The sequence below is a fragment of the Mesorhizobium sp. M1163 genome (assembly GCF_040318415.1).
GTDB lineage: Bacteria > Pseudomonadota > Alphaproteobacteria > Rhizobiales > Rhizobiaceae > Mesorhizobium.
On sequence record NZ_JAMYMF010000016.1, the window covers coordinates 82,481 to 100,861 of the forward strand.

At 63.8% G+C, this 18,381-nt stretch carries 23 protein-coding genes and 1 tRNA gene; 16 read left to right on the forward strand and 8 right to left on the reverse strand.

Annotated elements, in window-relative coordinates:
- Positions 1-116 precede the first annotated feature (116 nt).
- Positions 117-1,322, forward strand: coding sequence for a ComEC/Rec2 family competence protein (locus NKH43_RS16920; protein ID WP_352859107.1), 1,206 nt, complete (start codon positions 117-119; stop codon positions 1,320-1,322).
- 328 nt (positions 1,323-1,650) lie between these two features.
- Here the strand turns inward: NKH43_RS16920 and NKH43_RS16925 are convergent.
- A tRNA-Arg gene (locus tag NKH43_RS16925) sits at positions 1,651-1,727 on the reverse strand.
- 163 nt (positions 1,728-1,890) lie between these two features.
- Positions 1,891-2,811, reverse strand: coding sequence for a zinc-binding dehydrogenase (locus NKH43_RS16930; RefSeq protein WP_352859109.1), 921 nt, complete (start codon positions 2,809-2,811; stop codon positions 1,891-1,893).
- Positions 2,812-3,006: 195 nt separating this feature from the next.
- Here NKH43_RS16930 and NKH43_RS16935 point away from each other — a divergent pair, with 195 nt between their 5' ends.
- Entirely contained in the window at positions 3,007-3,816 is an 810-nt protein-coding gene (locus tag NKH43_RS16935) for an AraC family transcriptional regulator (RefSeq protein WP_352859111.1), read from the forward strand.
- A gap of 34 nt (positions 3,817-3,850) precedes the next feature.
- Here the strand turns inward: NKH43_RS16935 and NKH43_RS16940 are convergent, their stop codons facing one another.
- Positions 3,851-4,741, reverse strand: a complete 891-nt coding sequence (locus tag NKH43_RS16940) for a D-alanyl-D-alanine carboxypeptidase family protein (RefSeq protein ID WP_352859112.1) — start codon at positions 4,739-4,741, stop codon at positions 3,851-3,853.
- 249 nt (positions 4,742-4,990) lie between these two features.
- Here NKH43_RS16940 and NKH43_RS16945 point away from each other — a divergent pair, with 249 nt between their 5' ends.
- From NKH43_RS16945 to NKH43_RS16955, 3 genes are all read left to right on the forward strand, one after another.
- A complete protein-coding gene (locus NKH43_RS16945; RefSeq protein WP_352859113.1) occupies positions 4,991-6,097 on the forward strand; it encodes a hypothetical protein in 1,107 nt (368 codons plus the stop codon).
- 345 nt (positions 6,098-6,442) lie between these two features.
- A complete protein-coding gene (locus tag NKH43_RS16950) occupies positions 6,443-7,063 on the forward strand; it encodes a nucleoside triphosphate hydrolase (RefSeq protein ID WP_352495059.1) in 621 nt (206 codons plus the stop codon).
- Between the two features lie 86 nt (positions 7,064-7,149).
- Positions 7,150-7,503, forward strand: a complete 354-nt coding sequence (locus NKH43_RS16955) for a hypothetical protein (protein ID WP_352859114.1) — start codon at positions 7,150-7,152, stop codon at positions 7,501-7,503.
- A 21-nt stretch (positions 7,504-7,524) separates the two neighbouring features.
- Here the strand turns inward: NKH43_RS16955 and NKH43_RS16960 are convergent, their stop codons facing one another.
- The 3 genes from NKH43_RS16960 to NKH43_RS16970 form a co-directional block, all read right to left on the reverse strand.
- Positions 7,525-8,229, reverse strand: a complete 705-nt coding sequence (locus NKH43_RS16960; protein WP_352859115.1) for a glutathione S-transferase family protein — start codon at positions 8,227-8,229, stop codon at positions 7,525-7,527.
- 124 nt (positions 8,230-8,353) lie between these two features.
- Positions 8,354-9,562 (reverse strand): beta-ketoacyl-[acyl-carrier-protein] synthase family protein, encoded by a 1,209-nt coding sequence (locus NKH43_RS16965; RefSeq protein ID WP_352859116.1) that lies wholly within the window; start codon positions 9,560-9,562, stop codon positions 8,354-8,356.
- Between the two features lie 4 nt (positions 9,563-9,566).
- Complete coding sequence (locus tag NKH43_RS16970; protein ID WP_352859117.1) at positions 9,567-9,821, reverse strand: acyl carrier protein; 255 nt, start codon at positions 9,819-9,821, stop codon at positions 9,567-9,569.
- A gap of 211 nt (positions 9,822-10,032) precedes the next feature.
- Here NKH43_RS16970 and NKH43_RS16975 point away from each other — a divergent pair, with 211 nt between their 5' ends.
- From NKH43_RS16975 to NKH43_RS16995, 5 genes are read left to right on the forward strand one after another with little or no spacing between them, the layout of a single operon-like run.
- Positions 10,033-10,866, forward strand: coding sequence for an urease accessory protein UreD (locus NKH43_RS16975; RefSeq protein WP_502906486.1), 834 nt, complete (start codon positions 10,033-10,035; stop codon positions 10,864-10,866).
- A gap of 28 nt (positions 10,867-10,894) precedes the next feature.
- Complete coding sequence (locus NKH43_RS16980; protein WP_023677011.1) at positions 10,895-11,197, forward strand: urease subunit gamma; 303 nt, start codon at positions 10,895-10,897, stop codon at positions 11,195-11,197.
- A gap of 23 nt (positions 11,198-11,220) precedes the next feature.
- Complete coding sequence (locus NKH43_RS16985; RefSeq protein ID WP_023722547.1) at positions 11,221-11,478, forward strand: DUF1272 domain-containing protein; 258 nt, start codon at positions 11,221-11,223, stop codon at positions 11,476-11,478.
- Positions 11,479-11,513: 35 nt separating this feature from the next.
- Entirely contained in the window at positions 11,514-12,107 is a 594-nt protein-coding gene (locus NKH43_RS16990) for a HupE/UreJ family protein (RefSeq protein ID WP_352859152.1), read from the forward strand.
- 8 nt (positions 12,108-12,115) lie between these two features.
- A complete protein-coding gene (locus NKH43_RS16995) occupies positions 12,116-12,421 on the forward strand; it encodes an urease subunit beta (RefSeq protein ID WP_023722545.1) in 306 nt (101 codons plus the stop codon).
- Between the two features lie 26 nt (positions 12,422-12,447).
- On the opposite strand, the gene NKH43_RS17000 is transcribed toward NKH43_RS16995, so the two are convergent.
- Together NKH43_RS17000 and NKH43_RS17005 are read right to left on the reverse strand one after the other, a co-directional pair.
- The gene (locus NKH43_RS17000) at positions 12,448-12,942 is read right to left on the reverse strand and encodes a hypothetical protein (RefSeq protein ID WP_023722544.1); all 495 of its coding nucleotides are present in this window, start codon (positions 12,940-12,942) and stop codon (positions 12,448-12,450) included.
- A gap of 126 nt (positions 12,943-13,068) precedes the next feature.
- Positions 13,069-13,452 (reverse strand): hypothetical protein, encoded by a 384-nt coding sequence (locus NKH43_RS17005; RefSeq protein WP_023722543.1) that lies wholly within the window; start codon positions 13,450-13,452, stop codon positions 13,069-13,071.
- Between the two features lie 179 nt (positions 13,453-13,631).
- Between NKH43_RS17005 and ureC the strand changes: the two genes are divergently transcribed.
- Genes ureC through ureG form a run of 6 tightly spaced genes read left to right on the forward strand, consistent with a single transcriptional unit; the run spans position 13,632 to position 18,365 of the window.
- On the forward strand, positions 13,632-15,344 hold the full coding sequence (ureC, locus tag NKH43_RS17010; RefSeq protein ID WP_502906485.1) for an urease subunit alpha: 1,713 nt from the start codon (positions 13,632-13,634) through the stop codon (positions 15,342-15,344).
- Between the two features lie 47 nt (positions 15,345-15,391).
- The gene (locus NKH43_RS17015) at positions 15,392-15,985 is read left to right on the forward strand and encodes a hypothetical protein (RefSeq protein WP_352859119.1); all 594 of its coding nucleotides are present in this window, start codon (positions 15,392-15,394) and stop codon (positions 15,983-15,985) included.
- A gap of 56 nt (positions 15,986-16,041) precedes the next feature.
- Entirely contained in the window at positions 16,042-16,626 is a 585-nt protein-coding gene (locus NKH43_RS17020) for an urease accessory protein UreE (RefSeq protein WP_352859121.1), read from the forward strand.
- Positions 16,619-17,290, forward strand: a complete 672-nt coding sequence (locus NKH43_RS17025; RefSeq protein ID WP_352859123.1) for an urease accessory protein UreF — start codon at positions 16,619-16,621, stop codon at positions 17,288-17,290. Before NKH43_RS17020 ends, NKH43_RS17025 begins: the two co-directional genes overlap by 8 nt.
- Positions 17,287-17,727 (forward strand): DUF3995 domain-containing protein, encoded by a 441-nt coding sequence (locus NKH43_RS17030; protein WP_352481505.1) that lies wholly within the window; start codon positions 17,287-17,289, stop codon positions 17,725-17,727. Before NKH43_RS17025 ends, NKH43_RS17030 begins: the two co-directional genes overlap by 4 nt.
- Positions 17,724-18,365 carry an urease accessory protein UreG gene (ureG, locus tag NKH43_RS17035; protein WP_352481506.1) on the forward strand — a complete coding sequence of 214 codons (642 nt, stop codon included), beginning with the start codon at positions 17,724-17,726 and terminating at the stop codon, positions 18,363-18,365. The genes NKH43_RS17030 and ureG overlap by 4 nt, the downstream gene beginning before the upstream one ends.
- The last annotated feature ends 16 nt before the right edge of the window (positions 18,366-18,381 follow it).

Here is an 18,381-nt window from a genome sequence, read left to right on the forward strand (position 1 = left end):
CCACCGTCGGCGGGCTCTCTGCCTAATAGGAGGCTATCTTTCACTTCTTCTTTTTCACTGAACGTCCACCGGAATTTCCGGCAAGGCGGCTTTATGCCCGGCTGTCTCGCGTCGACATGCTCAGTATCGGCGCTGCCGCCCGCGCCTCGTTTGAATTTGACTGCGTCGATGCAGATTTCGCGGATAGCGTAGAAGGAGCAATCGACAATGCGTTCGACGAGGCCGTGACGAAGCCCTTCGCAATCATTCGCATCGTGACAACACCCCGTAGGTTTGAAGAGGTTGCAGGCGGGGCGGGGATACTGGGAGCTTGGTTTGCACTGGAGGTTATGCCGAAAAGTTCTGCAGAGTCGCTGCCCACCTGGCACTCACAGCTGCAGCCCAACGGCTATCCAGCTCATGCCCGAGGCGTAACGAGCAATATCACTTATCTGGGATCCGATGGGCCTATCGAACCGAGGCGCCCCAGACCTCAAAGTGTTGGCTCGGCGGTATCAAAGCAAGTCACTGTGCCAAGTACTATTATTGCGGCCTGCGCAATCGTCCCCTCGCCAAATTCCGCACAGGCCATCTCACATGTGCTCGGATCAGTAACAGGGGTCGCGTCGCTGCTCGTCAGGGACGTTGGGCAGGCAAGCTTTTCGTCCCTTTGCGATAAGGATGGTAAGGCGCTGCTTCACTATGATGTGGGTTTCCCGATATCCTTCAATGGACATACCTCACCCAAGAACTTTGACCTCGATTCCACCGAGAAGCCTCCAGTCATCCTGTCACACTGGGATTGGGATCATCTCCATGCCGCGTTCCTGCGACCCCACTTGATGGATTGCATCTGGATTGTGCCGGATCAGAAGTTGGGTCCCGGCGCCGCACGTCTTGCTCGAATCCTGGCGGCGAAGGGTAAGCTGTTGGTTCATCCGGCGGCAACCTTGACGTCGTTTCCTATCGGTGAACTTGCCCAGGCGAGTGGGTCAAGGGCCAGTATGAATAACGCAGGACTGACCGTTTCGATGACGCTATCGAGTGGCCGTACAGTGCTCCTGACTGGCGACGTAGACTGCGCCTTTCTGTCTCATTCGAGCGTTGGGCCGGTGGACTTCCTTGTCGCAACGCATCATGGCGCCAGGTTCGCCTCAGGTCGCGCTGCCATACCGGTGCCCACACCGGGAGCGGAAACGCTCTTGCTGTCCTACGGCAAACGCAACATCTATCGCCACCCACATATAGACGCGCTGAACCTACACGGTAGTGCAGGTTGGACGAACCAAATCTCGACAGCGCGCACAACCGGGTTCCCGCGCGGCGACAGAATGGTCATCTAAATGCTGTGAAACCTCACATGTCGCTCTCCAAATTTCTAGATGAGCGCCTGCCCGCTGGCCATCACGCAATCCGAGGGATCGGATGTCCCGGGCGCGAGCTGTGCGAATCTCCTCAATTCAACCGCTTACCCGGCGCTTCTACGTGCGGGAAAGCTTTCTCTCCGATCCAGATCCGCCAATGCGGCTATTTCGGCCAATGGCAGATCTGGCAGGTGGACCGCGCCGAAAACCCGCGAAAACGCGAAGCAGCGCTCTAATTGTTGGTGACTTGTTGATGCGTTTGCCGCCCAATGGAGATCATTAATAACTCGGCTAAATCATTGATTATTGGCGCACCCGACAGGATTCGAACCTGTGACCTCTGCCTTCGGAGGGCAGCGCTCTATCCAGCTGAGCTACGGGTGCCTTCAGGATCGGCGATCCGGAAAACGAACCAGCCGGTAAACTGGCCAGCCACGGCTTCTTAGCGGAAGCCGGGCCGGGCTTCAACGGGCAATCGCGGACGGACTCACGTTGCCGTAGCGGCCCCTGGGATAGATACCTGTCCCGTCCGGCGGTCGCCGCCTGCTCATTGCATCATGGTAAGCACGGCCTTGCCGCTGATGCTGCGCTGTCGCAGCGCGTCCAGGGCCTGGCCGACGTCCCGCCACGGCACGGTCAGGACCACACGCGTTTCTAGCCGGCCGGCTGCGATCAGCGCGAGCAGCGAGCCGATGTCGGCGCCAACCTCCGGACCGGAAGCGTAGTAGGCGAAGGTCTGCAGCCGCGCGCCTTCGTGACCCGGAACGAACTGGCGGAAGCCGATCGGCGTGAGTTCGCCGCTGCTCGAACCGAACATGACGATGGTCCCGCCGGGCGCCACCCGTTCGATCGCGTGGGCGAGGCTATCGCCGCCGACCGATTCGGTAATCAGCGAGAACAGTCCTTCGGCGAGCTCGATCGTTTCAACGACCTGCTCGGCTCCGAGGCCGCGGAGATCCGCGGCATGCCGGGCGGCGGCGACCGCGACCACCGACGCGCCCTGCTGGCGGGCGATCTGGATCTGGAAACGGCCGACCGCGCCGCTTGCGCCAGTAATCAGGACCCGCTGGCCAGCCAGGTCGCCGCCGAGGCGCAGGGTCCGCAGCGCGGTCGTGCCCGCAACCGGAACAGTGGCGGCGGAGACGAAGCTGGCATCGTCCGGCAGGACGGCGAGATGGTCGGTTGGAACGGCGACGCGTTCGGCCCACCCGGCCTCGTCGACCAAAGCCGCTACCCGGGCGCCGCCGGCCGGCCCGGAGCCGTCGGCCGCGGGGCGCTCGATAATTCCGGCGACGTCCTGGCCAGGCACCCAGCCGTCGGGGCGGATGTTGAGCAGGCGCAGTTCGCCGCGATTCAGCGAGACTGCCCGGACCGAGACCAGCGCCTCGTGCGAAGCGGGCTCGGGCTCACCAAGCTCGGCGAGCTTCAGCCCGGTGGCGCTATCGGAAGATGTGATTAAGCCGAGCATGGTTCGTACCTTCCTGCTGCCTGGCCGACGCCAGCCTGTTTCGTGCGCCGGGCCTGTTGGTCCGACGTTCAGAACGCAAGCAGGGCACTGAAAGCCCGCCCTGCCGTCTTCTGAGTTACTCAAGGCCCTAAACTATCGACTTTCCCGTTTGAGTAATTTAGATATCTTGGCAGTTGATCGCTAAAATCAGTCAATATGAGACAGCCTCTCCGCTACCCCTGGCCTTTCGATCCGGATGATGTCCTCGCCTCGGCAATCGCCGTGCGCGTTGAGGTTACCGAAACCAGGGCAGAGGTGCCGGACCACCACCACCGCAAAGGGCAACTCGTCTTCGCGCTCGGCGGTGGCGTCACATGTCGCGTCCCCAGCGGGCTGTGGATGGTGCCGCCGCATTGCGCGGTGTGGATTCCGGGCGACATGGAGCACAGCAATATCGCGACCGCCAATGCCCGGATTTTCTTCGTCTATATCGAGCCGGGAGCTGCCGAACTGCCGGCCCGGTGCTGCACGCTGTCGATCTCGCCGTTGCTGCGCGAGCTGATCATCGAGTTGGCGGATCGCGGTGAGGACGATGACGCGAGGGGCGAGCTCCTGGCCAGGATTCTGCTCAATGAGCTGCCGCGCATGCCTGTCCAGCAGCTGCATCTGCCGATCTCGTCCGAGCCGCGCTTGAGGCGCATTGCGGCGGCACTGGCGGACGATCCTGCCGATCGCAGCACCCTGGCGGAATGGGCCAATCGCGTCGCGCTCAGCGAGAGCAGTCTCGCACGTCTCGTGGTAAAGGAGACAGGGCTGACCTTCGGGCGCTGGCGCCAGCAATTGCACTTGATCGTCGCATTGAGCGAGCTGGCCTCCGGCGCCAGCGTGCAGCAGGTTTCGGCCGATCTCGGTTACGAATCGGTCACCGCCTTCATCACCATGTTCAAGAAAGCGCTTGGCAAGCCGCCGGCAAAGTATCTCAGCAGTGTCGCGCAAAACGGCGGTTCTGCGTTTGTCGCCCGATGAGCGCCCTGATCCGCCGCCCGCCGGACGTCAGCCGTCACTGCTCCTCGGCGTACAGCAGCCGCGTCTTTGCCGCCGATGCCGTCGACAGGCTGCGCTGGATCAGCGCCTCGACATGGTCGTTGCGCTGGCGCGCGCTGTCGGCGCCCATCACCACGATGATCAGCCGGTGCCCGTCCGCATCATAGGAAGTAACGATGTTGAAGCCGGAAGCGCGGATGTAGCCGGTCTTGATGCCGTCGACGCCGCGCACCCGGCCGAGCATGTCGTTGTGGCCGCGCACCAGCCTGCCGCGAAACATGAAGTCGCTTTCGGAGAAATAGTGGAAATGCTGCGGGAAGCGGGCGTGCAGCGCCATGCCGAGCACCGCCATGTCGCGCGCGCTCGTGTGCTGGTCGCCGTCCGGCAGGCCCGAGGCGTTGCGGAATACGGTGCTGCTCATGCCGATCTGGCGCGCCTTGGCGGTCATCATGCCGGCGAACGCCTCTTCGCTGCCGCCGAGATATTCGGCAACGGCGACCGCCACGTCATTGGCCGATTTGACGACGATGGCGCGGATCGCCGAATCGACGTCGATGGTCTCGCCGCGCCTGAACCGCAGCTTGGTCGGCGGCTGCCGGGCGGCGTTGTCCGACACCGGAATTTGCGTCTCCTTGCTGATACGGCCCTGGTCCAGCGCCTCGAACAGAAGGTACAGCGTCATCATCTTGGTCAGCGACGCCGGATAACGCGGCGCCGTCGAATTGACCTCGAACAGCGTCTTGCCGGTGCCGGCATCGATGACCATCGCGGCATATTTCTGCGGCGGCGCCGGCACCGCCAGCACGCTGTCAGGGGGCGTCACCGTCGTACAGCCGGCCGCAAACAGCAGCAGCATCAGCACCGCGACGAAATTGTGGATGAGCGGAAAGAAGCGGAAGGCGGACAAGTCGGTTCCGAAGGCAGGCTGTTTCTGAGACGAGGCGAAGCTATCTTAACGCAAAGGCACAGTCCATTTGGTTAATATCGTCGCGCCCTGGAATGGTGCCCTGTCCACAGGCCAACGTGGCGGCTGTGCCAAGCCGTCCGATGCGAATTGCCGGCCGCCGCGCTTGCGCAAGGGGCGGCGAGTGGGCTTTGCTGGCGCCGGCAGAATCGGGCCGCCAGAATCGGGCTGGCAGAATCGGTAGGTGCGCACATGGATACGGTCACGATTACGGCAAAGGGGATTTCGGTATCGGTTGATCTTGCCGTCGGCCATCTCGCCGACATGGCGATCGAGATCGACGGCCGTCGGCTGAAGCCGCTGCATCAAGCACCCTGGGTCGAAGAGCCGCGCGAGACGCTGCCGAAAGATCTGCCTGAAGGGACGGTCCACCTGTCCGGCGATTTCCTCTGCGCGCCGTTCTCGACCAGCGACGTCGAAGCGGCACCTTTGCATGGCTGGCCGGCCAATAGTCGCTGGGACGTCGTCGACAGCGCAGCAACGGCCGATGGCTGGCGCGCCGTCTTCCGTCTGCAGCGTCCGGTCATGGGCGCGACCGTCGACAAGATCCTGACCTTGCGCGACGATCATCCGTTTCTCTATCAGGAGCACGTCTTTTCCGGCGGCGCCGGCGCCATTCCCGTCGCCCATCACCCAATGACGGGGATGAAGGCCGGCGGCAGGCTGGCCTTCTCGCCGAAGCGCCTTGCCGCGACGCCGAGCGAGGCGCCGGAGCCCGATCCGGCCCGCGGCCGCTCTTTGCTCGCCTACCCGGCACGGACAGCCGACCTGACGCGCTTTCCCGCCGCCGGCGGCGGCACGATCGACCTGACCGGCTATCGCATGGACCAGCAGCGTGAGGACTTCGTGACGCTGGTCGAGGCCGATCATGGCGGGCCGGGCTGGACCGCGCTGGCGCGCCAGGCGGAAGCCGATCTGGTGCTGGTGCTGAAGAACCCAGCCGAACTGCCGGTCACCATGCTGTGGGTCAGCAATGGCGGGCGCGATTATGCGCCATGGAGCGGCCGCCACCGCGGCGTGCTCGGCATCGAGGACGGCCGCACGGCCGTCGGCCATGCCGCATCGCTCGGCGACAACTGGCTGAAGCATGAAGGCGTGGCGACCGCGTTTGCCCTTTCTGAAGGGCGCAGCTTTTCGTTCCGCCATGTCATCGGCGCACTGCCGTGGCCATCCGGCGAGCCGCCGCGCGACGTCGCGAGCTTACCGGGCCGCATGCGCATCCTGGCCGCCGACGGCGCCGTGCGCGACATTGGCTTCGACAGCGATTTCCTGCGGATCGGCAGGTCGGCCCCAGCTTGAGAGCTCGCCTCCCCACCTTCGTCATCCCAGGGCGGAGCAGGAGCGAAGCGACGTCGCGGAGACCCTGGGATCCATGCCGCGACCGTCGTCGAGGAATGCGGCGGAACAGAATTCTGCGCCGCTGAGGCGCCCTGATGTCACGGCATCGATCCCGGGGTCTGCGCTGCGTCGCTTCGCTCCTTGCTCCGCCCCAGGATGACGAAAGGGACGATCGTTTCGGGCAATCTCAAAGCTTTGCGATTTGCCGACGGACGGTCAAAATCCCTGAGCGAGGAAACTAATCTCGGGTTTGAAATTCCCGCGAATTGTCGCCAAGATCGAAAACACTCAGCCAGAAAGGCTCCAATGTCAGAGATAGCCCATATTGCTGCTGCCATCTTCAAGCGCGCCGGCAAGGCGCCGCGCTTCATCGTTGCCATTGCCGGTCCGCCCGGCGCCGGCAAATCGACATTGTCGGCAGGCTTGCACGACCTGCTGCCGGAAGGCACGGCAGAAGTCGTGCCGATGGATGGCTTCCATTACGATGATGTCGTGCTCGAGCGACGCGGCCTTCGCCAACGAAAAGGTGCCCCGGAAACCTTTGATTTTGCCGGCTTCGAAACGCTGCTCAAGCGCATCCGCGCCGGCGAGCCGGATATCGCGATCCCGGTCTTCGACCGCAGCATGGAGCTGTCGCGCGCCGCCGCTGCGATCATCGCCGCCGACACCAAATTCATCCTGGTCGAAGGCAATTATCTGCTGCTCGACGAAGAGCCATGGACGCGGCTGGCGCCGCTGTTCGACTTCTCGATCTTTGTCGATGTGCCGCGCGCCGACCTCGAGCGCCGACTGCTGGAGCGATGGCACGAGCACGGCCGGTCCGACGAGGACGCGCGCGCCTGGATTGCTTCCAACGACATGCCGAACATCGATCGCGTGCTTGCCCGTCGGCGGCCCGCCGACCTGGTGGTTGGTGAACAGGCCTGATCTGTAAGGACTGTTCGGCCGGAACCTTAACACTTTCAGGCCGTTATCCCGGACACGGCAATCGTGCCGCATGAGGGAACAGTTCGATGGAAACCATGGCAAGAAAGCCTGCGCCCGCCAAGGGCAGGGCAACACGATCAAAAGCAACGCGAGCGAAAACCAGCGCCGGCCCGGCAGCGGCCCGCTCCAAGGACGCGGCAAAGCCCAGCTTTGGCAAGGCGGCGCCGAAGAAGGTGGTGCCTGCCGCGGCCAAAGCCGCTGCACCCAAGCCCAAAAAGCCGGCAAGCAGCAGAGGATCGATCGCAGGCAGCGCAATGCGCACCGTCAAAACGACGGCCAACGTCGCCGCCGGTGCCGTGCTTGCGACCGCCAAAGGTGCGGCCTCGCTTGCCGCTTCCGTAGTCGGCAAGGGCTCGAAACCCCGGACCAAGGCAAAATAGCCGGGCCAGTCTGGCTTTCGATCAGGCTCTGGCCGGAATGGTGAGGCCCCTCTGCACCGCCGGCCGGGCAAGGCCGCGCTCCAGCCATGCGCCGACGCTGGGGAAATCGTCGAAACCGACGAGTTCCCGTGCCTCATAAAAGCCGATCAGATTGCGCACCCATCCAAGCATCGAAATGTCGGCGATGGTGTAATCGTCGCCCATGATCCAGCTGCGGCCCTTGAGCCTCGTTTCGAGGACGCCGATCAGCCGTCGCGATTCATCGCGGTAGCGCTCCAGCGGGCGCTTGTCGGCGATTTCGCGCCCGGCGAATTTGTGGAAGAAACCGACTTGGCCGAACATCGGCCCGATCGAAGCCATCTGGAAGAACACCCACTGGATCGTCTCGTAACGCAGCGTTGCGTCTGCCGGGACCAGCTTGCCGGTCTTGTCGCTGAGGTAGAGCAGGATGGCGCCGGATTCGAACAGGCCGATCGGTTTGCCGCCCGGGCCGTCCGGATCGATCATCGCCGGTATCTTGCCGTTCGGGTTCAAAGACAGGAATTCCGGGGTCCAGCTCTCGTTCTTGCCGATGTCGACGGCATGCGGCTCGTACGGCAGGCCAAGTTCCTCCAGCGCGATCGATATCTTCACCCCGTTGGGCGTCGGAAACGAATAAAGCTGAATGCGGTCGGGGTGGCTCGCCGGCCAGCGCCTGGCGATCGGAAACGCGGACAGATCGGTCATCGAAACTCCTGGTCGGGGGGCGCCCCGAACGGCGCGGTCATGGCGGGTCGCAGAGAGTTAGGCGCGACGCTTGGCGCGATCAATATGCGCATGGAAAGTTTCACCGGCCCCGAAAGGGGCGCGGTCAGACGGCCTTGACCGCCAGCACCGCATTGGTGCCGCCGAAGGCGAAGCTGTTGCTGATCGCGGTGCGCACCGCGCGCTCGCGCGCCACGTTCGGCGTGATGTCGAGATCGCAGTCGGCGTCGGCTTCCCGATAGTTGGCGGTCGGCGGCACGATGTCGTCGCGGATCGCCATCACGCAGGCGATCATTTCCAGCGCGCCGGACGCGCCGAGACAGTGGGCGTGCATCGATTTGGTCGAGGAGATAGAAAGCTTGTAGGCATGGCCGCCGAAGACACGCTTGATCGCCGCCGTCTCGATCTGGTCGTTGGCCTTGGTGCCGGTGCCATGCGCGTTGAGATAGTCGACGTCTTCCGGATTGAGCCCGGCATCGACGAGGCAGAAGCGCATCGCCGCCTCCGGCCCTTCGATGGTCGGCGCAACGATGTCGGAGGCGTCGGCGGAAAGGCCGACGCCGGCGATTTCGGCAAGGATGGCGGCGCCGCGCGCCATGGCATGCTCATAGGTTTCCAGCACCACCATGCCCGCACCCTCGCCGAGCACAAGGCCTTGGCGATCGGCCGAAAACGGCCGGCAGGTGTCCGGCGACAATACCCGCAGGGCCTCCCAGCCCTTGAGGATGCCCCAGACCAGCGGCGCATCGGTGCCGCCGGCGACCATGACGTCGGCACGGCCGAGCCTGATCTGGTCGACTGCCGAGGCAATGGCGTGGTTGGATGACGAGCAGGCAGAGGTGATGCCGAAGACCGGCCCGCGTAGACCAAGATTCATGCTGACGTGGCCGGCGGCAGCGCCCGGCATTACTTTCGGCACGGTGAAGATGCCGGCGCGGTTCTTGCCTTCGAGCAGGATGGCGCGATAGCTCTCTTCGATTGCCTCCCAGCCGCAGACGCCGACGCCGACGATGGTGCCCGCCCGATAGGTGTTGGCCGCGTGCGGGTTCAATCCCGCCTGCTGTGCCGCCTCCCGCGCGGCGATCGTCGCCAGAAGGCTGAAGCGGTCCATCGACACGACCTGCTTGCGGTCGATGCCGTGCTCGGGAAGCGTTTTGATTTCGCAACCGACCCTGACCTTGAGGTCATACAGCTCGGAATTGACGATCGCACCGATTGCTGAACGGCCGGTGCGCATCTCGTTCCATATTGCTGGTGCATTGGTGCCGAGCCCGCATAACCCGCCGATGCCCGTGATGACGATGCGCTTGTGCATTCAGTCAGGCTTTTTTCGCGATCAGCGCGCGAACCGCCTCGACCATGTCGCCGACATTCTTCAGATTGCTCCAGGCATCGACCGTGTTCATCTCGATTTCGATGCCATACTGTTCCTCGAGATCGAAGATGATCTCCGTCAGTTCCAGCGAATGGATGCCAAGGGCGGTCAGTTCGGTACTGGTGGTGATTTCCTCGCCGCCCGGCTCGGCATGAGCCTTGATCTTGGCGATGATATCGTTTGCCAGCTGGTCAGCCATTCGGTTTCTTCCCCAACTCTGTCGTTTCCCGACGCCAACTGATCAGCGCCCCTTTTGTCCTCGATTACGTCGTCATCGTCGCCTTTTACCCCCGCCAGGCGCCGGTGACCGTACCAAGGTGGCTCCCTCTATAGAAACCGAAACGCTGTCAAGCAACAAGCTATATATCGACAAAGCCGCCGCAGTGCTTAACGTTGGTGTCGTGGATACGATCGCATATAGCTTGAGCTCAGTGTCGCCGGCCCAGCGCGTTGCCGGCGTCGCGCGGCTTGGCTGCGACTGGAACGGAGGCCGCACGCGTCTTCGGCGCTTGTACCAGGACGGCTCGGCCAAGATCCGCATGCCGGCAGTCTCGGCCGATCCGCTCGAAGCTGTCCTGATCAACACTGCCGGTGGGCTGACCGGTGGCGACCGTCTCGCCTGGCAGGTCGATGTCGGTGCCGGCGCCTCCGCAACCATAACAACGCAGGCCTGCGAGAAAATCTACCGCGCCGCATCCGATCGCGCCGAAGTGCGGGTGCAACTGACCGTCGGCGAAGGCGGCCACATTGCCTGGCTGCCGCAGGAAACCATCGTCTTCGACCGCTCGGTCTTTGCCCGCACGCTTGACGTGGAGCTTGCCGCCGGAGCCGAGGCGCTGATCCTGGAGGCTACTGTCTTCGGCCGCCTGGCCATGGGCGAACGGGCAACGCAAGGCTATTTCCACGACCGCTGGCGCGTCCGCCAGGACGGAGCGCTGGTCCATGCCGAGGAGTTCCGCATCGGGCCCGACATTGCGGCCACCTTGAACCGTAGGGCCGTGGCCGGTGGCGGCATCGCCGTGGCGACGCTGCTGATGGTGTCGCCGCGGGCAGAGGCTTTGCTCGAGCCGGCCCGGGGCATGGTCGGCGGCCAGGGCGGCGTCAGTTTCTGGAGTGTGCGGAAATCTGGCAAGCTTCTTGCGAGGCTGTTCGCCGAGGACGGCTACCAGCTCCGCAAGCGGCTGGTGCCGCTTGTCGAATTGCTCAACGGGCGGGCGGGCCTGCCCAAATTATGGTCACTCTGATTTCGATTATGCCACTGCAGGAAGAAGCATGAATCTGACGCCGAGGGAGAAAGACAAGCTGCTGATCGCCATGGCGGCGATCGTGGCCCGCAAGCGGCTCGAACGCGGCGTCAAGCTCAACCACCCGGAAGCGATCGCGCTGATCACCGATTTCGTCGTCGAGGGTGCCCGCGACGGGCGCGCGGTCGCCGAGCTGATGGAGGCCGGCGCCCATGTCGTGACCCGGGCGCAGGTGATGGAAGGCATTGCCGAAATGATCCACGATGTGCAGGTCGAGGCGACGTTTCCCGACGGCACCAAGCTGGTGACCGTGCACGAACCGATCAGATAATCACCAAAGGCGAGGAGAGGAAAATGCTTGAGCTGCGTCCCAACTGCGAATGCTGCGACAAGGATCTGCCGCCCGATGCGACAGATGCGGTGATCTGCACCTTCGAATGCACCTTCTGCGCGGACTGCGCCCAAAACGTGCTCGGCGGCGCCTGTCCGAATTGTGGCGGCAACTTCTCGGCCCGCCCGATCCGTCCGGCAGCGATGCTGAAGAAATATCCGGCCTCGACCCAGCGCATTCTCAAGGCAGAGGGCTGCGGCCCGGCCCGCAAGGCCGCGTGAGAGGCATGATGATCTCGAAGATGGAAGGTACGCCGATGATCCCCGCTACGATGAAACGCACAACGCTGTCGGCGGTCCTGCTGCTGGCGGCAGCTGGGCCAACCTATGCCCATGTCGGCGACGGCACGGTTTCGTCCTTCACCGCCGGCTTCACCCACCCGCTCTCCGGCCTCGATCACATGACGGTGATGATTGCCGTCGGCCTGTGGGCAGCGCTCAAGGGCGGCAAAGCGATCTGGGCATGGCCGCTGGCTTTCGTCGGCGTCATGCTGGCCGGCGGCGCGCTCGGCATCCTGCATGTGCCGATCGCTTTCGTCGAGCCGGCCATATTGGCGTCCGTCGTGGTGCTCGGGCTGCTGGTTGCGCTCGCCGTCGACCTTCCGGTCTCGGCCGGCGTCGCCGTCATCGGCCTGTTCGCGTTGTTCCACGGCTATGCCCACGGCACCGAGGTGCCCGAAAATGCGGGTGGGCTCGGCTACATGGCGGGCTTTGCCGCCGCCACCGCGCTGCTCCACGCCGTCGGCATCACTGCCGGTTTCAACCTCGGCTGGCGCTTCCGCGGACTTGCCCGCGTCGCCGGGGCCGCCTGTGCCACGATTGGCGCCGGCCTTGCTTTCGGCGTCCTGTGAGGGCCGCAATGATCCCAGGTGAAATCATCACGGCAAGCGGCGAGATAGAGCTGAACAAGGGTCTGGCGACCGTCACCTTGAAGGTAGCCAACAGCGGCGATCGGCCGATCCAGGTCGGCAGCCATTATCATTTCTTCGAGACCAATGAAGGGCTGAGATTCGATCGCGACCAGGCCCGCGGCATGCGCCTCGACATCGCTGCCGGCACCGCCATGCGCTTCGAGCCGGGGCAGGAGCGTGACGTTACCCTGGTGCCGTTCGGCGGCAAGCGCGAGGTCTACGGATTTCAGCAGAAGATCATGGGCAAGCTGTGAGATCGAAGGCGTCGAGCAGTTTCGGCTCAGCCGGGCGGCTTGGCCGCCGCATAGATGACGACCTTTCCCGGATCGTCGAATTCCACCGCCAGAACGTCCTCGGTTTGCACTCTCCGCGAGTCGATGGCGTTGAACAGCAATGCGTTCGCCTCGATCTCCTTACGCAGCTCGGCAATGTCGTCCCGATGTTGCCTGACCTTGTTTTCGATCGCCGGCGGCGGGCCGCCTTCGGTGCGCGCGGCGTCGGTAAGAAACACGATATCGACCTTGTCGAGCTTGGATGTCTTGCGCACGACAGCGATGTTTTCACGCGTGCGGTCGATCGCCGAGCTGACCTTGCCGGCTTCCGCATTTGTCTTGGTCTCTTCCTGGCCGACCTCCGAGCCGACGATCCGGTTGACGGTCTCGGCGCTATCGAGGCTCTGCGCGTTCAGCGCGGCGTGCGGAATGCTGGCTGCCAGAAACGCGGTCGCAGCAATCCCATGCAGCCATCTGGTGTCGGAGAAGGTGGTGATCGCCATCGCTCGTTCTCAGGCTCCTTTTCGAGGCTTGTGTCAGGGCGACAGGACCGAAACGTAACTTCCCCTGTGAAGGTTCCCTTTGCGATGCGGCGGGCTGACCGGGCGCCGGCCCGCCGCCTCGCCTCGTCAGCTGGCTTTCTTGGTGATCAGCGTCAGCGCGCCATTGGTGCTCATGCTGGCGGCGATCACCTGCGCCGAGGTGAGTCCTTTCGCTTCGAGCGCGGACTTGACCTCCGGTGTCGCGTCGATCGAGCCGCGCAGCTTCTGCAAATCGGCATCGCTGCGCTTAGCGATCACCTCGTTGACCTTGGCTTGAGTGTCCGCCGGCAGATCCTTGATATCGACGACATTGATCGCCTGAATGGTGGGCGCCTGCGGCTGCGCCCCGGGCGCGGCAGGAGCAGGAGCGGCCGGCGCCGGACTGGGCTGCTGCGCAGGCTGTTGCTGGGCGCTGGCGGCGGTTGCGAGCACCAGCGTGGCGGCGGCTGCCAGAAGGGTCGTTTTGCGCATGGATGTTCCTTTCCATCGATTGGCAAATGGTCGTTTTGGGGTGGCCCGCCCACCTCAACCGCCAAATGGGATCGGAAAGTGTCGCTCAGCGGGTCATTGCGTGACCATAGGATGGCGGCAATGTGGGTCCCGGCTTCGACAAGCGGTATTTTCGGGCTGTATTTCGGGAGCAATTGCTGATGGCTAAAATCACCCGCGCCGCCTATGCGCAGATGTACGGCCCGACCGTTGGCGACAAGGTCCGGCTCGCCGACACCGAACTGTTCATCGAGGTCGAAAAGGATCTCACCCTTTACGGTGAGGAGGTGAAATTCGGCGGCGGCAAGGTCATCCGCGATGGCATGGGCCAGAGCCAGGTTTCGCGCGCGCAAGGCGCGGTCGACACCGTCATCACCAATGCGCTGGTCGTCGATGCCACCGCCGGTATCGTCAAGGCAGATATCGGCCTCAGGGACGGCCGTATCGCCGCGATCGGCAAGGCCGGCAATCCGGATACTCAAGACGGCGTCACCATCATCATCGGCCCGGGCACCGAGATCATCGCCGGCGAGGGCAAGATCCTGACCGCCGGCGGCTTCGACGCGCATATCCACTTCATCTGCCCGCAGCAGATCGAGGAAGCGCTGATGTCGGGCATCACCACCATGCTCGGCGGCGGCACCGGCCCGGCGCACGGTACGCTGGCCACCACCTGCACGCCTGGGCCGTGGCATCTGGCACGCATGATCCAGTCTTTCGATGCCTTCCCGATGAATATCGGCCTGTCGGGCAAGGGCAACGCGTCGCTGCCTGCCGCGCTCGAGGAGATGGTGCTCGCCGGCGCCTGCTCGCTGAAGCTGCATGAGGACTGGGGCACGACACCGGCTGCAATCGACTGCTGCCTGTCGGTCGCCGACGATTACGACGTGCAGGTGATGATCCACACCGACACGCTGAACGAGTCCGGCTTCGTCGAAAACACGGTGGCGGCGATCAAGGGCCGCACCATCCATGCCTTCCACACCGAAGGCGCCGGCGGCGGCCACGCACCTGATATCATCAAGGTCTGCGGCCTGCCCAACGTCATTCCGTCCTCGACCAATCCGACCCGCCCCTACACGGTCAACACGCTGGCCGAACACCTCGACATGCTGATGGTCTGTCACCATCTGTCGCCGTCGATCCCCGAAGATATCGCCTTTGCCGAAAGCCGCATCCGCAAGGAAACCATCGCCGCCGAAGACATTCTGCACGACATCGGCGCCTTCTCGATCATCTCGTCGGACAGCCAGGCCATGGGCCGCGTCGGCGAAGTCGCGATCCGCACCTGGCAGACCGCCGACAAGATGAAGCGCCAGCGCGGTTCGCTGCCGCAGGAGACCGGCGACAACGACAATTTCCGCGTCCGCCGCTACATCGCCAAATACACCATCAATCCGGCCATCGCGCATGGCCTGTCGAAGGACATTGGCTCGGTGGCGGTGGGAAAACGCGCCGATCTCGTGCTGTGGAATCCGGCGTTCTTCGGCGTCAAGCCGGACATGGTGCTGATCGGCGGCATGATCGCCGCCGCCCCGATGGGCGATCCCAACGCCTCGATCCCGACGCCGCAGCCGATGCACTATCGGCCGATGTTCGGCGCCTATGGCAAGGCGATGACCAATTCGTCGGTGACATTCGTTTCGAAAGCCGCGCTCGACGCCGGCCTGCGCGGCAGGCTCGGCGTCGACAAGCAGATGGTGGCGGTCGAGAATACCCGCGGCGGCATCGGCAAGCATTCGATGGTGCTCAACGACGCCACGCCGCATGTCGAGGTCGACCCCGAAACCTACGAGGTCCGCGCCGACGGCGAGTTGCTCACCTGCGAGCCGGCCACCGTACTGCCGATGGCGCAACGCTACTTCCTGTTCTGAACCATAGGCGTTAGAACGACCGATGTAGAACATGCCGCGCCAGGCCTATGGACCAGCAACTCCCTTACGCCCACGACATTTTCCCGCATATCCGCATTGTCCTGGGCATGGTGATCGGCCTTGGCGTCACACGGCTGCTGTCGGGGCTCGCCCGCATCGTCCAGCATCCCGGCCAGTACCGGCTCTATCCCGTGCACCTCGCCTGGGTTGCGTCGGTGCTTCTGATGCTGGTGCATTTCTGGTGGTGGGAGTTCGGCCTGTTCCAGATCGAGAATTGGACCTTCGGCAAATACCTGTTCATCATCTTCTACGCCGTCACGCTGTTCCTGCTCTGCGCGCTGCTGTTCCCGGATTCGATGCTGGACTACACCAGCTATGAGGATTTCTTCTATTCGCGCCGGGCCTGGTTCTTCGGCCTGCTGGCGGCGATCTATCTGCTCGACGTGATCGACACGCTGCTGAAAGGGCCGGCGCATTTCGCCCATTTCGGCACCGAATATCTGATCCGCACGCCGGTTTTCGTCGCGCTTTGCGTCATTGCGATCCTGCTGCGCGATCGCCGCTTTCACATCGCCTTTGTCGCCGGCGCGCTCGTCTATCAGATATCGTTCATCCTGCGGCTCTTCGACACGATCGTCTGAGCCCCATTGGGGCGGATGATCGGATAGTCTAGGCTTTTTGCGAAAGGCAGTCTTACATGAAGCTCGATATTCGCACCGACTTCACCAAATTCCCGCGCGCCGTCTCCGTCCTGGCCGCAGGCGAAGCCGGAACCACTACGCCATATGACAGCGCAGTGCTTGCTCATGACGAGCGGCATCTGCGCCGTCGCGCCATCGAAACGGCCCGTAGCGACAAGGTGCTGGTCGACCTGCCCGAACCGGTGACGTTGAACCATGGTGACCGGCTGGTGCTGGAGGATGGCCGCCAAATCGAGATCATCGCGGCCGACGAGCCGCTCTACGACATCAGGGCCAGCGATCCTGTCCATCTGGCCGAGCTTGCCTGGCACATCGGCAACCGCCATCTCGCCGCCGCAATCGAAGCTGGGCGCATCCTCATCCTGCGCGACCATGTCATCAAGGCGATGCTGGAGGGATTGGGCGCCATTGTGAGCGACGTCTCCGAGCCGTTCAAGCCGGTGCGCGGCGCTTATTCCGGCCATGGCGGGCACGGCCATGCTCATGCCGAGGCGCATACGCACAGCCACGCCGAAGCGCATTCTCATAGCCATAGCGAATCGCATTCCCACAGCCATTCGCACGACCATGACCATGACTGACCAGCCTTCCAACATTGCATTGTTGCGGCTGATGGCGTGGCTGTCGCCTTCCTTCCCGGTCGGCGGCTTTTCCTACAGCCATGGCTTGGAACAAGCCGTGCATGCCGGGCTGGTTGCCGACAGCAAAGACCTTGCAGCGTGGCTGGAAACGCTGGTCGAGATGGGTTCCGGCTGGAACGATGCGGTGCTGTTTGCCGAAAGCTGGCGCCGGGCGCGCGAAGCCGGCGATCTGGTCGAGGTCGCTGCGCTCGCCGAGGCCCTAGCCGGCTCGCGCGAGCGTCATGCCGAAACCATGCTGCAGGGCGCCGCCTTCCTGAAGGCGGCCTCGGCCTGGCCGTGCCAGGTGCTGGACCGCCTGCCGGCCGAATGTGCCTATTGCGTCGCCGTCGGTGCCGTCGCCGGCGGCCACGGATTTATGCTGCGGGATGCGCTGGCCGGCTTCCTGCAGGCCTTCTTTTCCAACCTCGTCCAGGCCGCGATCCGGCTTGGTGTCGTTGGCCAGACCGGAGCGACCGCGCTGCTCGCCGCCTTCGAGCCGCTGGCCTTGGCGACTGCAGCCCGCGCTGCCGACTCGACCCTCGACGATCTCGGCGGCTGCGCTTTTATCTCAGACATCACGGCGATGAAGCACGAGACCCAGTACTCGCGGCTGTTCCGCTCATGATCGTCCTCGCTTTCGCCCTCTCGCTGGTCCTGCTGCTGATCACCGCGCTGCATGTCTATTGGGCTATTGGCGGCATCTGGCCGGGCATGGATGCTGCCTCCTGCGCCCGCGCCGTCATCGGCTTTCATGGCGTCGACGAAATGCCGGCACCCTTCGCCAGCTTTGCCGTTGCCGCCTGCCTCGGCCTGGCGACACTGTGGCCGATGGCGCTCGAGGGCATCTTTGCCACGCCCTTTCCCAAGGCCGGGCTTGCCGCCACGTCGCTGCTCATCGCGCTGGTTTTCCTGGCGCGCGGCATTGCCGGCTTCACGCCGTGGTGGCGCCGGCTGACTCCCGAGCAACCTTTCGCGCGGCTCGATCTGCGTTATTATTCGCCGCTGTGCCTGCTGATCGGCCTCGGCTTCGCCATCCTTGCCTTCACGGAGTTCCCCGCATGATATCCCCGAACGGCCCTCTTCGCATCGGCATCGGCGGTCCGGTCGGCTCCGGCAAGACGACGCTCACCGAAAAGCTCTGCAAGGCGCTGCGCGACGAGTTCTCGATCGCCGTCGTCACCAACGACATCTACACCAAGGAGGACGCCATGATGCTGGCGCGCCTCCAGGCGCTGCCCGAAGATCGCATCATCGGCGTCGAGACCGGCGGCTGCCCGCACACCGCCATCCGCGAGGACGCCTCGATCAATCTGCAGGCGATTGCCGAAATGACCAAAAAATTCCCGGATCTCGACATCATCTTCATCGAATCGGGCGGCGACAACCTCGCCGCCACCTTCTCGCCGGACCTTGCCGACCTGACGCTCTATGTCATCTCGGTTTGCCAGGGCGAGGAGATTCCGCGCAAGGGCGGACCGGCGATCACCCGGTCCGATTTCCTGGTCATCAACAAGAGCGACCTTGCGCCCTATGTGAACGTCAATCTCGATGTCATGGAACGCGACGCTGCCCGCATGCGCGGCAAACGGCCGTTCGGCTTCACCGACCTGTCGCGCGGCAAGGGGCTGCAGGAGGTCATCGATTTTATCGTCGAGCATGGCGGCCTAAGGGTCGGCGCCGCCGCCAGTACGGCAGCATAGCAATCGCGTTCGCCTG

Excerpts from the sequence above, each read along its gene's own strand:
- NKH43_RS16965 (WP_352859116.1), bottom strand. The coding sequence starts at position 9,562 with ATGCACAAGCGCATCGTCATCACGGGCATCGGCGGGTTATGCGGGCTC.
- NKH43_RS16995 (WP_023722545.1), top strand. The coding sequence starts at position 12,116 with ATGATCCCAGGTGAAATCATCACGGCAAGCGGCGAGATAGAGCTGAAC.
- NKH43_RS17000 (WP_023722544.1), bottom strand. The coding sequence starts at position 12,942 with ATGGCGATCACCACCTTCTCCGACACCAGATGGCTGCATGGGATTGCT.
- NKH43_RS16970 (WP_352859117.1), bottom strand. The coding sequence starts at position 9,821 with ATGGCTGACCAGCTGGCAAACGATATCATCGCCAAGATCAAGGCTCAT.
- NKH43_RS16950 (WP_352495059.1), top strand. The coding sequence starts at position 6,443 with ATGTCAGAGATAGCCCATATTGCTGCTGCCATCTTCAAGCGCGCCGGC.
- NKH43_RS17030 (WP_352481505.1), top strand. The coding sequence starts at position 17,287 with ATGATCGTCCTCGCTTTCGCCCTCTCGCTGGTCCTGCTGCTGATCACC.
- NKH43_RS17015 (WP_352859119.1), top strand. The coding sequence starts at position 15,392 with ATGGACCAGCAACTCCCTTACGCCCACGACATTTTCCCGCATATCCGC.
- NKH43_RS16930 (WP_352859109.1), bottom strand. The coding sequence starts at position 2,811 with ATGCTCGGCTTAATCACATCTTCCGATAGCGCCACCGGGCTGAAGCTC.
- NKH43_RS16985 (WP_023722547.1), top strand. The coding sequence starts at position 11,221 with ATGCTTGAGCTGCGTCCCAACTGCGAATGCTGCGACAAGGATCTGCCG.
- NKH43_RS17020 (WP_352859121.1), top strand. The coding sequence starts at position 16,042 with ATGAAGCTCGATATTCGCACCGACTTCACCAAATTCCCGCGCGCCGTC.
- NKH43_RS16980 (WP_023677011.1), top strand. The coding sequence starts at position 10,895 with ATGAATCTGACGCCGAGGGAGAAAGACAAGCTGCTGATCGCCATGGCG.
- NKH43_RS17025 (WP_352859123.1), top strand. The coding sequence starts at position 16,619 with ATGACTGACCAGCCTTCCAACATTGCATTGTTGCGGCTGATGGCGTGG.
- NKH43_RS17005 (WP_023722543.1), bottom strand. The coding sequence starts at position 13,452 with ATGCGCAAAACGACCCTTCTGGCAGCCGCCGCCACGCTGGTGCTCGCA.
- ureG (WP_352481506.1), top strand. The coding sequence starts at position 17,724 with ATGATATCCCCGAACGGCCCTCTTCGCATCGGCATCGGCGGTCCGGTC.
- NKH43_RS16935 (WP_352859111.1), top strand. The coding sequence starts at position 3,007 with ATGAGACAGCCTCTCCGCTACCCCTGGCCTTTCGATCCGGATGATGTC.
- NKH43_RS16990 (WP_352859152.1), top strand. The coding sequence starts at position 11,514 with ATGATCCCCGCTACGATGAAACGCACAACGCTGTCGGCGGTCCTGCTG.
- NKH43_RS16920 (WP_352859107.1), top strand. The coding sequence starts at position 117 with ATGCTCAGTATCGGCGCTGCCGCCCGCGCCTCGTTTGAATTTGACTGC.
- ureC (WP_502906485.1), top strand. The coding sequence starts at position 13,632 with ATGGCTAAAATCACCCGCGCCGCCTATGCGCAGATGTACGGCCCGACC.
- NKH43_RS16955 (WP_352859114.1), top strand. The coding sequence starts at position 7,150 with ATGGAAACCATGGCAAGAAAGCCTGCGCCCGCCAAGGGCAGGGCAACA.
- NKH43_RS16945 (WP_352859113.1), top strand. The coding sequence starts at position 4,991 with ATGGATACGGTCACGATTACGGCAAAGGGGATTTCGGTATCGGTTGAT.
- NKH43_RS16960 (WP_352859115.1), bottom strand. The coding sequence starts at position 8,229 with ATGACCGATCTGTCCGCGTTTCCGATCGCCAGGCGCTGGCCGGCGAGC.